Origin of the sequence: Acinetobacter legionensis, assembly GCF_048551735.1 — a bacterium.
GTDB lineage: Bacteria > Pseudomonadota > Gammaproteobacteria > Pseudomonadales > Moraxellaceae > Acinetobacter.
Window position 1 is genome coordinate 41469 of the sequence record NZ_JBIMBV010000011.1, and the last position, 14435, is coordinate 55903.

Consider the following 14435-nt stretch of genomic DNA (forward strand, 5'->3'; position numbering starts at 1 on the left):
GCGTATAGCCCTTTCTTTACAACATCCAAAAAACTCTAGAACGGAACGCGTTTATAGTCACGATATTCTGGTTTCCAGAAGTTCTGTTCAATACTTTCTAGCAATTGCTCATCACTGATCATCGGTGCTACACCATCTTGAATAGCCGCTTTAGCAACTTTAAACGCGATAATTTTAGATACTTGCTGCAATTCATTTAAATCAGGCAACAAATCTGCGTGGATATCTTGCAACTTCGGTGAACAATCGGCCAAAGCTGAACTTGAAGCCATTAACATATTGTCTGTAACACGGGTTGCTTGAACTGCTACCACACCCAAACCAATGCCAGGGAAGATATAGGAGTTATTGCACTGCGAAATCTGGTAGGTTTCACCATGATAATTTACAGGTGTAAATGGGCTGCCTGTCGCAATCAATGCTTTACCATCTGTCCATTGAATAATATCAGCCGGTACGGCTTCAACTCGTGAAGTTGGGTTGGATAAAGGCAATACAATCGGATATTCACAGTTTTCAGCCAGCGTTTTAATGATTTCTTCTGTAAATAAACCTGGTTGACCGGATACCCCGATCAATACGGTTGGTTTGGCATTTTTCACAACATCAAGCAGTGAAATGATTTCCTCAGCATTGCCCCAATGTGCAACATCTTCAGGTTTCTGCGCAAGTTTACGTTGGAAATCTAATAAGTTTGGCTGATTTTCAGTGATTAAGCCAAAACGATCCACCATAAATACTTTGGCACGTGCCTCAGCATCCGTCAGCCCTTCAGCAACCATCTGTGCAATAATTTGTTCTGCAATACCACAACCTGCGGAACCAGCCCCTAAGAAGGTAATTTTCTGGTCTTTGAGCTGTTTACCTGCGGCTCTACTCGCTGCAATTAAAGTGCCGACGCAAACTGCGGCTGTTCCTTGAATATCGTCATTAAAGCAACAAATCTTATCACGGTATTTTTCAAGTAAAGGCATGGCATTTTTTTGCGCAAAATCTTCGAATTGGATCAGTGCTTTTGGCCAACGACGTTTAACCGCAGCAATCACTTCATCGACAAATTCATAGTATTCATCCCCGCTGATACGAGGTTGCGACCATCCCATATAAATCGGGTCATTCAATAACTGTTGATTATTGGTTCCCACATCAATGGTAATCGGCAATGTGTAAGCAGGACTAATGCCACCACATGCGGTGTAAAGAGATAGTTTTCCAATTGGAATGCCCATACCACCAATACCTTGGTCACCTAAACCAAGAATACGCTCACCATCTGTGATCACAATCACTTTGACATTTTTACGGTTTACGTTGTGAATGATTTCATCAATGTATTTACGGTCAGGATAGGAAAGAAATACTCCACGATGACGGCGATAAATATCGGAGAAACGTTGACATGCTTCACCCACTGTCGGTGTATAGATAATTGGCATCATCTCACTTAAGTGGTTTTCAATCAGGTGGTAAAACAGCGTTTCATTGGTGTCTTGAATATTTCGTAAATAAATATGCTTATTGATCGCTTCACTGAAAGAACAGAACTGTTGGTATGAACGTTGACTTTGTTCCTCGATACTTTCGATCACATGAGGAATTAAACCGTGTAAGTTAAATTGAGTTCGTTCTTCTTCTGTGAAGGCTGAACCTTTATTTAATAAAGGCAGCTCTAATAAGGCATTACCTGCATAATGAATATATAGAGGATATTTTTTCAGGGTTTCCGTTGGCATTTCCATTCTCATTGAAGCAGACTGCCTGCTTCTATCTTTTGCTAAGCTACGACTTTGGTCTGATACAAGCTTAAGCCTATTTTTGACTAAATGGGTATTTAGATACGTGATAATGATATTCAAAGTATTTTACAGAATGATAAATTATTCTCAGTTTTACTGATCAAATTCTCGTTTTTATGCAATTTAATATCTTTCCATAAAATAATGAGTCATGATCCCGCCATTACAACTGCATATTTGTACGCAATTTTGACCAATCATTGATTTTTTTTCGGTTTAGATTTATTTTGTTTAAAATACGATGAAGCTAAACCAATAACAATGAACACAAAGATCTCTCTACTCCTTCTTAGCACAGTCATTGCATGTACTGGCTGCCAAACTGCAAAAAAAGTCTCTTCTGGTGTTTCCAAAACCACTGAAAAAGTCAAAAGTATGGTGGGCTTAGGCGAAGCCAAAGTTCCAGAAGTTGATCAACAAGGTGTGGTTGATGTCAGTAAAGCCACCCTCGAAAAACTAGAGCAAATGAAGATCAATATGCCCACGGGACAATGGGTTTATATTGAAAATGATCTTCAAGGCATTTACACCTTACAAAACAAATCCAGTGATGGAAACGTCCTATATTTGCGTTTGAATTGTAAGATTCCTTCGCAGAAGTCTGGTTTTGCGATTGAAGATAAAGATGGTAAAGAGCTGCTTAAAGCACATGATGCGCAAACCGGTCAGGTTCAATTCTTAATCGACAATAAAAACTATGGCAATCCATTTGACTTAGTCAATGCGAAAAAAATGCCGACATTTAAAACGGCACTGAGTAAAGCCAAAGTGATTAAAATCTTTAACAATTCCAAACTTTATACCTTTACAAATGGCCATGCTGAATTGCTTAGCAAGCCTGTCACATGTAAAGAGTAGATCCATTATTTAGGCATATCCACAAATACGGCGGTTAAACGTCGTACTAAGGGTAAAACAATCAGAACCACAGGATATGCCACAGCCCATGATACCATCCATGCAGCAAGCCATTTGACCCAAAATCCGTTAATCAAACCCACATTGATCAACATATTAATCAATGACACCATGCCACTCATTAAACAAGATAAGAACAACGGCATAATCCATGCTGCAAATTTTGCAGGGAGTTTTGGGATATTGCCAATAATGGTGGGCGGAGTATTTGACATATATCGCTCTAAGTTTACCAACAGGACACATTTTATTCTTTTAATGGGCCTGAAACAATTAATCCTTCCACATAACATCGGCCACATTTTGCCATTTAATTTGATTAGACAAATTTAAAGGCTGATCATAGAGCTCAGATATGACATTGATTGCTTCATTGAGTGAAATAATTGAATTTAAAGGGAGCCACGTGTCATCACCAACATCAAATAATGCTAAGTTCAGATCTTCATTGCAAGACAACCACGACTCACCTTGTTGGACAGTAGGGATATTCTTATCGTAACGTAAAATCAAATGAGTCGTATCTACCCACCAAAACAATAAAATGATCTGACCTTGTTTTGGCATATTTAGCATAAGATAACCTGAATTTGAATATTCAAAGTCTGTGGCCTGAATCTCCAGAAACAACTGTATAACTTGGTCTTTTCTATATTCTCATGATCAATTTGATCTAAAAAATTCACAAACATATTTTTTTATCCGGTGATTAAAGCAGTGTAATCCGTCAAGTCCATTTGAAATCTAAACACCAATACACAGTGAAATCGAGCATACTGCCATTTTTCTTATCGAATAAGTTTTATTCTATACAAATGCATTCACCTAAAAGGCGCAAAATTTGCTATATTTAGCGTTTTTCTGCGACATTTATTTCTCTATAGATTATGAATACGGCCATACAAGCAGCTCTTGATCATGCAGTGCAATCCCTACAAGCTGAAGGGACTCTTCCATCTGACTGGAAAAACACGAGTGTTTTAACGCGAACTAAAGACCAAAGCCACGGTGATTTCGCATCAAACATTGCCATGATGGGCGCTAAAGTTGCTGGTATGAAACCACGTGATCTTGCAGAGAAAATTTTGGCAAATTTACCTGAAGTGGTCGATATTGCCAAAGCTGAAATTGCGGGTCCGGGTTTTATCAACTTCTTTTTAAATGCCGATCAGCGCTTTACCGTGCTGGATCAGATCCAAGCACAAAAGGAACAATTTGGTAAAACCCAAGCAAATGCAGCCAAGAAAATTCAGGTTGAATTCGTTTCTGCAAACCCAACCTCTAGCCTGCATGTAGGTCATGGTCGTGGTGCTGCATATGGTATGACTGTTGCAAACTTACTTGAAGCAACAGGTGCCAAAGTTGAACGTGAATATTATGTCAATGATGCTGGCCGTCAAATGGACATCCTCGCTACATCAACTTATTTACGTTATTTAGAATTAAGTGGACAAACTTTAGTTTTCCCTAAAAATGCTTATCAAGGCGACTACGTTAAAGAAATCGCCCAAGGTATCATCGACAAACACGCTGATGCTTATGTGCGTAGTGTGGCTGATGTTTACAAAGATGTTCCTGAAGATGTGCAATATGCTGAAGAGCTTGATGCTGATGGCAATAAAGTGGTTATTTCAGGCGATAAAGAAAAACACATTGACGGCTTAATTCACAACTCACAAGCTTTAGTGGGTGAAGGTTATCGTGTATTCCATCAAGCAGCATTACATGCCATTTTAGATGATATTAAAGATGACCTTGGTGAGTTTGGCGTAACCTTTAATCACTGGTTTAGTGAAGCATCATTGGCTGAAAAAATTGATGAAGCCTTACAAACCTTAGATCAACGTGGTTTTCTTTATGAAAAAGATGGCAACATTTGGTTTAAATCAACTGAATTTGGCGATGAAAAAGACCGTGTAGTCAAACGTCGTAATGGACAAACCACGTACTTTGCCTCTGACATTGCCTATCATTTAAATAAATTACAACGTGGCTTTACTGACCTTGTTGATATTTGGGGTTCAGACCATCATGGCTATATTGCACGTGTTAAAGCTGCAATTGACGCGATGGGCTATGACTCATCTAAATTGACTGTACTTTTAGTGCAGTTCGTCAGCTTATGGCGTGGTGGTGAGATGGTACAAATGTCATCTCGCTCAGGTCAATTCGTGACCTTACGCGACCTTCGTAAAGAAGTTGGCAATGATGCAGCACGTTTTTATTATGTAATGCGTAAATCTGAACAGCACATTGATTTCGATTTAGATTTAGCGGTGTCTCAAAGCAAAGATAATGCCGTGTATTATATTCAATATGCGCATGCTCGTATTTGCCGTATGTTAGAAAAAGCAGCAACAACAAATATTCAATTTGATACTGAAAATGCACGTCAATTTGCTGCAAAATTAGAACTTGATGCTGAAACTGAAATTTTAGCGAAACTCGCGGCTTATCCTGAAGTCCTTATTCGCGCTGCAAATAATTATGAACCTCATCAAGTCGGTAATTATTTGAAAGAACTTGCTGCTTTATTCCATGGTTGGTACAACGAGAATAAAGTATTAGGTGATGATGCCGAATTAACTCAAGCGCGTTTATTGCTTTCAGCAAATATAAAACAAGTCTTACATAATGGTCTTGAATTATTGGGTGTATCTGCACCTGAAAGTATGTAAGTCAAGACTTGCTTTACATTTTCCCAAGACCCAGGTCTGGCTCAAAGTAAGCATTGAAGTGTGTAATAAATCATTACTTTACATCGTGTTCATGCAAAACTATGCTTGAACACGATCAAAGCAATACATAATAAGAGGGTTTCACGTGTTTGGAAAAACGCAACGCGGTGTTTCAGAAAGGCCAACCAAACCTAAACAACCATTGATTCCTAAATGGTTAGGGATGCTTGTCGTCATTTTAATCGTGTTAAGTTTTGGTGTCGCACTGATGCTCTGGAAACCGTGGGCGCCCGTCCAACCCAAAAATGAAATCACGTCTGAGCATTATCAAGAAGATACCAACAAAGACTATCGTTTTTATGATCTGTTACCACAACAACAAGTTACCCCTATTCCTGAACAAGCTGTTCCTGAAAGCAGAAATCAACAACAACCTGTAATTGTTGAAGCACCTTCTCAGTCTGAAAATGTCAATGTTGGGGTAAACGCTGAAAGCACAACGCCTGTTCAACCTGAATATATTCTACAGGTTCGTAGTTATGATGATCCTGATGCTGCTGATGCACGTCGTGCTGAAATTATCTTAAATGGCTTATCTGCTGATGTGATGCAAAGTACAGAAGGTGGAAAAACTTGGTATCGTGTGATTTCAGGCCCTTATGAATCACAAAATGCAGCAGTGATTGCACAACAAACCTTACAACATAGCGGTATTGACTCTATTGTAGTTAAACGCTAATCCTTTTTTATGGCATTGCCTGATCTATAAATCACAAAAAAGGATGCTTCGGTATCCTTTTTTATTCTTCAAAGTCTTTTTCACCTTGCCTATATATCAGAATAAACTGAGTGTTTTTTACTCAAAAGAAACATGTTTTGATGAAATACTTACCCAAATTGATCAAAATTAGAGTAATCTATTTTCCGCAATACATTACCCATGTTGTTGCCGAGATATCAAAAGTCACCAATACTTTTGATTTGCTGTCCTGTGATTGGCGTGACGATCAAATCCGAAGATTACAGGGCGCTCAGAAATTCACATGGGTAAAAAAGCCCACATCCATAGGCATTCAGCTAATTTCAAACAATAAAACAGTTCATCTAAACTTCACTGAAAATTCATTCGCCTAATTATTTCAATTTGAGTACACTCCTATTGAGATTATGAGCTTTTAAATGCAATGAATAATAAAAAACAGATTTTATGTGTAGAAGATGATGCTGCTATTCTTATGCCGTTACGTTACGCACTTGAACGAGAAGACTGGCAAGTCACTTGGGCCAACTCAAGCCTGCAAGCTATTGATTTTATTAAAAATAAACCATTTGATTTTATTATTTTAGATGTTGGATTACCTGATTTAAATGGTTTTGATCTCTGCAAAAAAATTCGTCTCTTTAATCATACACCACTACTATTTTTAACCGCACGAGATGACGAAATAGATCGTATTGTGGGTTTAGAAATTGGTGCAGATGATTACTGTAGCAAGCCATTTAGTTCACGTGAAATTGTGTCTCGAATTAAAGCCATTTGGCGCAGAATGGAAATGCAAAATCAGTTACAGCAAAGCTCACAGCCAAACACACACATTTCTACAACCCCGTCTAAAGTTTGGCAATGTAATGATGAAGCTTTGCAAATCCATTATTTAGGCACACTACTGCACTTGACCCGCTATGAATATCGCTTACTTAAATTATTGATTCAACGCCCTGAACAGGTGTTTAGCCGTCAACAATTGATGGATCATGTATGGGAACACCCTGAGCATAGTTTAGAAAGAACAGTCGATACACATATCAAAAGTATTCGCAATAAACTCAAGCAGATCTCTCCCGAGCAAGATCCAATCGAAACCCATCGAGGCTTTGGCTATAGTTTAAAAAGGCAAGGATAAACCATGTCCATTTTTATTCGTATTTGGTTCTTCTTTGGATTGATCATCTTGCTGGGTTTATGGTTTATGTCATATACCTTCAATCAACAAGTAAAACCCAATGTTCGACAGGTCGTAGAAGATACCCTTGCGGAAAATGCCAATATTATCACGATGTTAGTAGCTGAAGATGTCTATGAAAATAAAGTCAGTACTGTTCAGTTTGATGAAAAAATTCAAAATGCGCTGAATCGAAAACTCAATGCCACCATCTGGAAACATAATAAAAATGAGATCAATCAGCAAATCTATATTACTGACAACAACGGTATCGTCATTTATGACTCACAAGGTATCGCCACAGGACAAGACTACTCACGATGGAATGATGTTTACCTGACCTTAAAGGGAAAATACGGCGTTCGCTCTACACGCAGTTATGAAAAGGACAGCAATAGCAGCACCATGTTTATTGCAGCGCCAATCTATTATCAAGTTGGTCAACAACAGCAATTGATTGGCGTTGTCAGCATTGGAAAACCCAATATTTCAGTACAACCTTATATTCAGCGTGCTGAAAATCAGCTGATCCAACAAGCCGCTTGGATTACATTACTCAGTCTGTTTCTTGCCAGTTTGGTGGCCTATTGGCTAAAACACAGTATTGACCGTGTCCGTAAATACGCACAAGCACTTGCACCTGTCAATCAAACCCCTTATTTTCGTTCGGCAAAAGAACTCAATCAAGTTGCTCAAGCAGTTGAAAATATGCGAGAAAAACTTGAAGATCGTGCTTATGTAGAACACTATATCAATACACTGACCCATGAACTCAAAAGCCCGCTTACCGCCATTCAAGCCAGTGCAGAACTACTCCAAGAAGATTTACCACTAAATGATCAACAACAATTTGCCACACATATTCATGAACAAAGCCAGCGCTTACGTAGCCTGATTGACCGGATGCTCTTATTGACCCGTCTGGAAAAATCTAAACATCAAATTGAAATGCAAGATTTCAATTTATCTGAACTGATTCAACAGACTTTAGACCAGCATGCCAGTCAAATTCAGGCCAAAAAAATTCAGTGTTTACTGGATATTGAAGCCAATTGTATGCTTCGGGCAGATCGATTTTGGATTCAACAAACCCTTGCCAATATTTTAGATAATGCCCTAGATTTTTCCGCAGATTCAGCAAAAATCCTGATTCGGCTTCATCATCAAACACACCAGCAGGTAGAATTACAGGTTTTTAATGAGGGCGAATGGATTCCAGATTATGCACTCACGCAAGTGTTTGATACTTATTTTTCCTTGCCTCGCCCGATTAGCCAGCAACGCAGTTCTGGTATTGGACTGAGTATTGTTAAACAAGTTATTGAACAACACCATGGACAGATTCACATTGGTAATATTCAAGGAAATGAAATCACCATCTTACAACCCCACCAAAAGGGTGTATTGGTAAAAATTCAATTGCCTTAGCACAGCCAAACTTCACTTAAAATTCATATAAAAAACCTATACGCCTCAAACAAAGCACATTGCTGTTTCGCACACTCAACACTGACAAAAAACAACGGCGAAGGAAAACAGTGATGCGCTCTAACTTTCTGACATTAAAAATTATTGCAATCGCAATTTTAGTTGCCTTATTTTGGATAGGCTTACTCTTTATTACCAGTCTGGTCTCAGAACGACAAGATTACCAACGGGCATTTCTGAAAGAAATTGCACAAAATAATATTAGTCCTCAAACCGTGATTTCACCGTATATCCGCGTGCCCTACAATGAGCAAAAAAACTGCCTCGATGAAAAGAAAGTGGCCTATTTGTGTACTGAGGAACAGTGGATGTATATCAGTGCTGACAGCACGCAATGGTCATCCAACTTTAATGTTTCTGACAACACTTATAAACGCACCATCTATCGAGCAATTAGCTACACAGCCAATCTCATGGCCAAAGGTGTATTCCAAAAACCAACACTTGAAAAGAAAGATTACCAATGGGAACGAGCTGAAATTATCTTCCCTGTACATGATCCTCGCGGCTTAGATACACAACCGAGCTTAAACATGCTCAATAAAACCTATGTCTTTGAAATGAGTGCGCAAGGGAGCAACAGTTCTGGTTTTGACTTTATGTATGTTTCTGCAAAAACATATCCTGAATTAATCAATGCCATACAAAATGGTTTTACTTTTGATTTGACAGCCAATATTACTGGTCTGGGGAAATTCACGCTAATTCCAACCAGTCGTAGTGTCACTTATCAGGCCAAAGGCAATTGGGCTGATACCAAATATTCAGGACAAAACTTACCCTTTGCAAAAACCAGCACACAACAACAATTCACCGCACAATGGAAAAATATTGCTCTAGGTCATCAAAACATCAGCAAATTGATTGATTGCGACAACAATGATTGTATTCGCCAGTTTAGTAATGGTTATTTTTCACAAGAACCAGGTTATATGGGTGAACCTAGTCAAAGTATTGGTTTATCAACAGAATTCTTAGAGTCAGTCAATGTATATACACAAACGGATCGTGCGATTAAATACGGTATTGTGATTATTATCATCACCTTTGCTTGTTTCTTTCTCTTCGAAGTACTCAAAAGCTTACGGATTCACCCCATTCAATATTCTTTGGTGGCGATGGCTCAAGTGGTGTTCTTTGTCCTACTCCTTTCGATCAGTGAATACTATGCCTTTGCATGGGCTTATTGCGTTGCTGGAATTGCCTGTGTCGGGCTCATGAGCTGGTACTTATACTATGTGATGAAAGGTTTTAAAGCCGCTGGCCTATTCAGCCTCATCCTAAGTTCACTTTATGCCGTGATGTACATGCTGTTGCAATCTTCAGGCAAAACCTTTCTGATCGGCTCTATCATTTCATTTGTTTTACTTGCTGTAGTGATGTTTATTACACGGCATATCGACTGGTATCAAATCAGCAATAAACCTGAGCAAAAACTCAAATCCTATACGCCTCCGCAAAATTGATAACGACACAGTGAATAGCTCAAAGCTATTCACTGGCTTAAAAATATATTCTAAATAATAGGTATTACAATGAATATTTCCATCCTTCAGGAGCAACAGCACTTTAAGCGATTGCAACAACTTTTTCCTCTGCACTGTTCAATTGCGTTTTGTTTAAATCAGTTACGTGGCGCGCAGATTCAATTTTTAAATTTAGGCAATCTCATTATTTGCCCAGAATATAACTGTTTGATTATTTTTAAGTATAAAATTCTCATTCGTATAGATACATTCACCAACCAGCAACAAAGTTGATTTGCAGATTGCAAATCATGACGTAAAATTTAAAGCATAAACAAACTTTGAGAATGATCATGACTGTACAACGTTTGCATGTAGAAAAACGCTTTTCTGAAATCGCAATTTCGGGAAATTTAGTTCACTTGGCAGGTCAATTGGCTACGGATTTAAGTTTGGATATCAAAGGGCAAACTCAACAGACCTTAGATATCATTGATCGTTTTCTTGCAGATGCGGGCACAGATAAAAAACACATTATGTCTGTGATGATTTTTTTAAAAGATATTGAAAATGATTATGTAGGAATGAATGAAATCTGGGATGCATGGTGTTCAGATATGCAGGCTCTGCCGAGAACCTGTGTTGAAGCAAAACTTTATCGACCTGATGTTTTAGTTGAAATGACGGTGGTTGCGGTAAAACCAGAATAAGCTCAATACTCAAATTTTTTGAATAAACTAAAAAATGCATGTTTAAACATGCATTTTTTGCTTAGCTATATGCGCGATTTGAGTACAGATCAAACTTCCCCAGTACATGTTCTTCCAGCATTTGCGAATGGCTCATTTCAGAAAATTCTGTTAAAAAATCTTCTCGCAAATCTTGGTACTCTGGAATTCCCATATAACGAATCACGCGATAACCTGCGGATCTTAACAAAGCATCTTCATAAGTATTTTGATTCGAGCGCTTAATCGCATTGATATCATCTAAAGCCATCACCGCTAAAACTTTATAATCTTTGTCCAGCACAACAAAATTTGCAAACATTTGCTGATACTTACGGCGTGTATGTAAATATTTTGTCGTTAATAAGGCATCAAAAGAAACATGAGCCAAGATATTGGCTTCAGGTAAAATTTCTTTTAACCGCGTAAACGTAATTTGTTCATGTGAGTTAAATACTGCTCTTCTTCGTAAAGCACTATCTGCTTGTTGCTTATTTTTCAATCCTTTATAACTAGCACCAATCACGACAGCAAGTAATATCAAACTCGCAACGATTATCATATCCATTTTTCATTTCCTAATTCTTTATTATAATTTGGTCTAAGACCAGTTCATGTGTATCAAAGATACTATTTTTAATCAGTTCAATTTTGTAATATACAAGACGGATTTAAATATTTACTTTTTCAAAATAATCAAATAAATCACATTTTTGACTTATTTCTTGAACTATTATTTGTATTATTCATTGAGTATTTCAACCAAATGAATTGATTTAACCACATTTATACCGTGTATTTTTTACGAATACAACTGAATTTAATGAACTTTGAGTACTATTGTAGGACAATCACATTTGAAAATTGTGTGTTTTTAGTACACTAAAGTTTTCAACAGTTTACAGAGAGTTATCCACAGTAGCGTATTTTTATTATTCAATTGCTGATTTAAGAAAGGATGTTTAGGCATCCTCTCTTATTACTATTTCAAACAGCACCTAAGCTCTACTTTTTGATGTAGACTTTGCTTTGCCATTTCCACCAAATGGTTTTTTATCACCCGTTTCACGCGGCGGCAAACCAGTATGTTGCGTCAATATTTGACCACGTTCAGGACGCTTTTTGGTATTGGAAGGACGCGATTGCGTTTTCGCCTGCGAATTACGACTATCCCCAGTACGCTTTTGCGAATCACCATCAACAGTCGAGTTTTTCTTACGCGCAGATTGATATTGCCCTTCTGTTCCTTGCGGTTGATAAGTTGGAATCAGATGATGTTTAGAATTACCAATCAAATCTACCCGGCCCATTTCACGTAATGCATCACGTAGTAACGGCCAGTTGTTTGGATCATGGTAACGTAAGAAGGCTTTGTGTAAACGGCGACGCTTTTCACCTTTTACAATATCCACACTTTCGGTATAACGAGCCACTTTGGCCAACGGATTTTTCCCGGTGTGATACATCGTGGTCGCAGTTGCCATTGGTGACGGATAAAAGGTTTGCACCTGATCGGCACGGAAACCATTTTTCTTAAGCCAAATCGCAAGATTCATCATGTCATAATCCGTTGTTCCCGGATGCGCAGCGATAAAGTACGGGATTAAATACTGTTCTTTACCCGCTTCCTTACTAAAACGATCAAACATCTGTTTAAAGCGATCATAGGTCCCGATTCCTGGTTTCATCATCTTCGACAATGGACCTTTCTCGGTATGTTCTGGTGCAATTTTTAAATAACCGCCAACATGATGTTGAACCAGTTCTTTGACATACTCAGGGTTCAATACCGCAAGGTCATAACGTAAGCCTGAACCAATCAAAATCTTTTTGATGCCTTTTAATGAACGTGCTTTGCGATAAAGTTGAGTAAGTGGCGCATGGTCAGTATGTAAATTTTGACATACACCTGGGTACACACAAGAAGGTTTACGGCAGTTCTTTTCAATCTCAGGATCTTTACACTGCAAACGGTACATGTTTGCAGTTGGACCACCTAAATCTGAAATGATGCCTGTAAAACCTGGGGCTGTATCACGAATTTTTTCAACTTCACGTAAAATTGATTCTTCTGAACGGTTTTGAATAATACGACCTTCATGTTCGGTAATCGAACAGAATGTACAACCACCAAAACAACCACGCATGATGTTTACAGAGAATTTGATCATATCAAATGCAGGGAAACGCGCTTCACCATAAGCTGGATGTGGTAGACGCGCATAAGGCAAGTCAAACACATAATCCATTTCTTCAGTAGTCAATGGAATCGGTGGTGCATTTAACCATACATCACGTTCACCATGCTTTTGTACCAATGCACGAGCGTTCCCAGGATTGGTTTCAAGATGCAAAATGCGGTTAGTATGTGCATAAAGTACTGGATCAGTTGCTACTTCTTCAAAGGCAGGCAAACGAATCACTGCCAATTCACGAGGTGGTAATTTATGTTTAATCGCTTTAGAAGCCGGCAGTAAACGTACAATCTGGGTATTCTCATCCAGTTGATCGCCTTCACGAACGACTGGATTCGCTACCAATTCTTTTTGGAAATTTTGGTATTGGGTTAAAGAATTTCCTTTACCCTGTTCTATTTCGCAACCATCTAAATCTTCAGTCATCACATAAGGATTGATGATTGGATCAACACGACCAATCGCATCGACATCATTCGATGCAATTTCAACAAACTTAGCTTTAGACACACGATTAATTTTGTTGACGATGAATGCAGTACCACGAACATCGGTGATTTCATGAATTTTTTCGCCTTTGGCAAGACGATGCATGACTTCAACAACAGAACGCTCACCATTGCCATACATCAATAAATCCGCTTTTGAATCCATCAGTACTGAACGACGAACTTTGTCTGACCAGTAATCATAATGCGCAATACGGCGTAATGATGCTTCGATACCACCTAATAATACAGGTACATCAGGAAATGCTTCACGGCAACGCTGACAATATACAGTTGCAGCACGGTCAGGGCGTTTATTGGGTAAATTATCCGGTGAATAAGCATCATCAGAACGGATTTTACGGTCAGCCGTATAGCGGTTGATCATAGAATCCATGTTACCAGCGGTCACACCCCATGCAATATTCGGTTTGCCTAGCACCTTAAACGCTTCCGCAGAAGTCCAATCGGGTTGTGCAATAATCCCGACACGGAAACCCTGTGCTTCAAGCGTTCGACCAATAATTCCTGAACAGAATGATGGATGATCGATATAGGCATCACCACATACTAGGATAAAGTCACAACTATCCCAACCGAGTTGATCCATCTCCTCGCGTGACATTGGCAAAAATGGTGCTGGTTCAAAGCACGATGCCCAATATTTGTCATAATCAAACAACGCAGTAGGCGCTGTCTGAGCAGTATAAGCGGTCGACATGGTGAGTTTCTCGA

The 14435-nt window shown here is 38.7% G+C and carries 13 protein-coding genes; 8 read left to right on the plus strand and 5 right to left on the minus strand.

The genetic code is table 11. The features are described from left to right. Window positions 1-35: 35 nt before the first annotated feature. Window positions 36-1733 (minus strand): NAD-dependent malic enzyme, encoded by a 1698-nt coding sequence (locus ACG9ZL_RS11480; RefSeq protein WP_419328317.1) that lies wholly within the window; start codon window positions 1731-1733, stop codon window positions 36-38. Window positions 1734-2057: 324 nt separating this feature from the next. Between ACG9ZL_RS11480 and ACG9ZL_RS11485 the strand changes: the two genes are divergently transcribed. Beyond that, a complete protein-coding gene (locus tag ACG9ZL_RS11485; RefSeq protein WP_154129786.1) occupies window positions 2058-2654 on the plus strand; it encodes a YfjT/YkfB family phage-associated protein in 597 nt (198 codons plus the stop codon). A 5-nt stretch (window positions 2655-2659) separates the two neighbouring features. Here ACG9ZL_RS11485 and ACG9ZL_RS11490 read toward each other — a convergent pair whose 3' ends face one another. Together ACG9ZL_RS11490 and ACG9ZL_RS11495 are read right to left on the minus strand one after the other, a co-directional pair. After that, a complete protein-coding gene (locus ACG9ZL_RS11490; RefSeq protein ID WP_004723447.1) occupies window positions 2660-2929 on the minus strand; it encodes a DUF2798 domain-containing protein in 270 nt (89 codons plus the stop codon). A gap of 58 nt (window positions 2930-2987) precedes the next feature. After that, window positions 2988-3290 carry a hypothetical protein gene (locus tag ACG9ZL_RS11495; protein WP_419360064.1) on the minus strand — a complete coding sequence of 101 codons (303 nt, stop codon included), beginning with the start codon at window positions 3288-3290 and terminating at the stop codon, window positions 2988-2990. Between the two features lie 311 nt (window positions 3291-3601). On the opposite strand from ACG9ZL_RS11495, the gene argS reads away from it, so the two are divergent. The 7 genes from argS (at window position 3602) to ACG9ZL_RS11530 (ending at window position 10999) form a co-directional block, all read left to right on the plus strand. Then, on the plus strand, window positions 3602-5392 hold the full coding sequence (argS, locus tag ACG9ZL_RS11500) for an arginine--tRNA ligase (RefSeq protein WP_419360066.1): 1791 nt from the start codon (window positions 3602-3604) through the stop codon (window positions 5390-5392). Window positions 5393-5537: 145 nt separating this feature from the next. Continuing rightward, window positions 5538-6131 carry an SPOR domain-containing protein gene (locus ACG9ZL_RS11505; RefSeq protein ID WP_336953772.1) on the plus strand — a complete coding sequence of 198 codons (594 nt, stop codon included), beginning with the start codon at window positions 5538-5540 and terminating at the stop codon, window positions 6129-6131. A 445-nt stretch (window positions 6132-6576) separates the two neighbouring features. Continuing rightward, window positions 6577-7296 carry a two-component system response regulator CreB gene (creB, locus tag ACG9ZL_RS11510; RefSeq protein WP_419328320.1) on the plus strand — a complete coding sequence of 240 codons (720 nt, stop codon included), beginning with the start codon at window positions 6577-6579 and terminating at the stop codon, window positions 7294-7296. A gap of 3 nt (window positions 7297-7299) precedes the next feature. Continuing rightward, a complete protein-coding gene (gene creC / locus ACG9ZL_RS11515; protein ID WP_419360068.1) occupies window positions 7300-8763 on the plus strand; it encodes a two-component system sensor histidine kinase CreC in 1464 nt (487 codons plus the stop codon). A gap of 113 nt (window positions 8764-8876) precedes the next feature. Next, window positions 8877-10289, plus strand: a complete 1413-nt coding sequence (gene creD, locus ACG9ZL_RS11520) for a cell envelope integrity protein CreD (RefSeq protein ID WP_419360070.1) — start codon at window positions 8877-8879, stop codon at window positions 10287-10289. Between the two features lie 69 nt (window positions 10290-10358). Continuing rightward, on the plus strand, window positions 10359-10583 hold the full coding sequence (locus ACG9ZL_RS11525; protein ID WP_336953776.1) for a hypothetical protein: 225 nt from the start codon (window positions 10359-10361) through the stop codon (window positions 10581-10583). A 59-nt stretch (window positions 10584-10642) separates the two neighbouring features. Continuing rightward, window positions 10643-10999 carry a RidA family protein gene (locus tag ACG9ZL_RS11530; RefSeq protein ID WP_336953777.1) on the plus strand — a complete coding sequence of 119 codons (357 nt, stop codon included), beginning with the start codon at window positions 10643-10645 and terminating at the stop codon, window positions 10997-10999. Window positions 11000-11060: 61 nt separating this feature from the next. Here the strand turns inward: ACG9ZL_RS11530 and ACG9ZL_RS11535 are convergent, their stop codons facing one another. Continuing rightward, complete coding sequence (locus ACG9ZL_RS11535) at window positions 11061-11585, minus strand: DUF2726 domain-containing protein (RefSeq protein ID WP_336953778.1); 525 nt, start codon at window positions 11583-11585, stop codon at window positions 11061-11063. 430 nt (window positions 11586-12015) lie between these two features. Continuing rightward, complete coding sequence (locus ACG9ZL_RS11540) at window positions 12016-14421, minus strand: YgiQ family radical SAM protein (RefSeq protein ID WP_336953779.1); 2406 nt, start codon at window positions 14419-14421, stop codon at window positions 12016-12018. Window positions 14422-14435: the final 14 nt, after the last annotated feature.